The organism is Mesorhizobium sp. M7A.F.Ca.MR.362.00.0.0 (genome assembly GCF_004023175.1).
Classification (GTDB): domain Bacteria; phylum Pseudomonadota; class Alphaproteobacteria; order Rhizobiales; family Rhizobiaceae; genus Mesorhizobium.
The window spans coordinates 1-2,011 of sequence record NZ_RZTF01000654.1 but is presented as its reverse complement, the minus strand read 5'-3'; the positions used below and the strand labels follow the sequence as shown (position 1 = coordinate 2,011).

Sequence of the window (2,011 nt, the reverse complement as noted above, 5' to 3'; positions counted from 1 at the left end):
GGTTTGTTGGAAAACGGCTTGGTGACATCGGCGTCGAAATTGGCGCCGGATTCCTCGACCAGGCGCTCGCCGAGCTGGTCACGCAGCACGCGCCCCTTGATCTCCAGCACATGGCCCTCGGCGAGGTCATCGAGTTGGAACGGCCCGTAGGAGATGCGTATCAGCCGCGTCACGTCTAGGCCGAGCGAGCCGAGAATGTTTCTGACTTCGCGGTTCTTGCCCTCGCGCAGGCCGATCGTCAGCCAGGCATTGGTGCCTTGCTCGCGGTCGAGCGTCGCTTCGATGGCACCGTAGAACACGCCGTCGACGGCAATGCCTTCACGCAGGCCGGCAAGCGCGCTTTCCTCGACCTTGCCGTGGACGCGCACGCGGTAGCGGCGCAGCCAGCCGGTGGCCGGCAGTTCGAGCACGCGCGACAGGCCGCCATCATTGGTGAGCAGCAGCAGGCCTTCGGTGTTGATGTCGAGCCGGCCGATGGTCATCAGCCGCGGCAATTCAGCCGGCAGCACGTCGAAGACGGTCTTGCGGCCCTCGGGATCGCGGTTGGTGGTGACGACGCCGGCCGGCTTGTGGAACAGGAACAGCCGGGTGCGCTCGATCGGCGGGATTTCCATGCCGTCGAGATGGATGATGTCATCAGGCATGACGTTGAAGGCCGGCGAAGTCAGGGCGCGGCCATTGACCTTGACGCGGCCGGCGGCGATCAGCTCCTCGGCATCGCGGCGCGAGGCCAGGCCGGCGCGGGCCAGCCGCTTGGCGATGCGCTCGCCTGCCTCTTCCGCGCCCTCGGCGGGACGCGGGCGTGGCTTGAAGCTGCCGCCTGACGCGCCTTGCGGCCGATCGTTGAAATCCCGCTTGGGGCGGTCGACGAAGTCACGCTTCGGTCTATCGCCAGCGTCGCGCGGCGCGCGGTCACCGAAATCACGCTTGGGACGGTCGAAACGCTTTTCGCCGCCCGCTGCCGCCGCAGCCGGCCGGTCGCCCCGCGGTGCGTAGGGCTTGCGCGGTCCTTCGCGCTTTTCATAGGGCTTGCGCTCGCCTTCGGCGGCCATTGGCCGGTCGCCACGTGGCGCATAAGGCTTGCGCGGCCCTTCGCGCTTTTCATATGGCTTGCGCTCGCCTTCGGCCGCCACCGGGCGGTCGCCACGCGGTGCGTAGGGTTTGCGTGGCCCCTCGCGCTTTTCATAGGGCTTGCGCTCGCCCTCAGCGGCCACTGGACGGTCGCCACGTGGCGCATAAGGCTTGCGTGGTCCTTCGCGCTTCTCATACGGTTTGCGCTCACCCTCGGCGGCCATCGGGCGGTCGCCGCGCGGTGCGTAGGGCTTGCGCGGCCCTTCGCGCTTCTCAAAAGACTTGCCTTCGGGACGCGGGCCTTTGCTGAAAGGCTTGTCGCCGCCCTTGAAATCGCGCTTCGGCCGCTCGCCATCGGCAGCCATCGGCCGATCGCCACGCGGTGCGTAAGGTTTCTTGGCGCCAAAGGACGGCTTGCCGCCCTTGCCCGCGGCGCCATCACGGCTGCGCGGTCCCGCGGCTTTCGGCCCACTCTTGGCCGGACCCTTCCTGGGTCGGAATTTCTTGTCGTTGTCGTCCATGTGGCCTTTATCCGTTTGCGCTGCTACAGCGTGGCGCATCCTTTCGGGCGCGCAACGAACGCTGTAGCACTTTTGATGTGGCGCATGATCATTTTCGAAAACCGAGTCCCGATTTTCGAGGTCCTGCGCTCAATAACAGGATCACTGAAGTTTGTCAGGGAAAAGTGGAGACCGGTTTTTCCAAAAAGACAAACGAAAATCAAAAGCCTGGAGCAAGTGCGGTTCATTCGAAACGAACTTGCTCCGTCAGGTGGCGAGGAGATAATCGGAGTGGAAATCGCGTGAAGCGGCCCGATTTCATGGCGCTGGCGCTGAAGGAGGCCGAGGCTGCCGCCTTGCGAGGCGAAGTGCCGGTCGGCGCCGTCATCGCCAATGGCGCTGGTGTTGTCGCCAGCGCCGGCAACCGCACACGCGAACTT

Annotated in this window: 1 protein-coding gene and 1 pseudogene; one reads left to right on the top strand and one right to left on the bottom strand. The window is 65.4% G+C overall.

What is annotated here, in order from left to right:
- Positions 1-1,592 (bottom strand): pseudouridine synthase (locus tag EOC06_RS36465; protein WP_128310060.1); only part of this gene is annotated, 1,592 nt, incomplete at its 3' end.
- 281 nt (positions 1,593-1,873) lie between these two features.
- On the opposite strand from EOC06_RS36465, the pseudogene EOC06_RS44510 reads away from it, so the two are divergent.
- Positions 1,874-2,011, top strand: a pseudogene (locus EOC06_RS44510) (nucleoside deaminase); the annotation flags it as partial.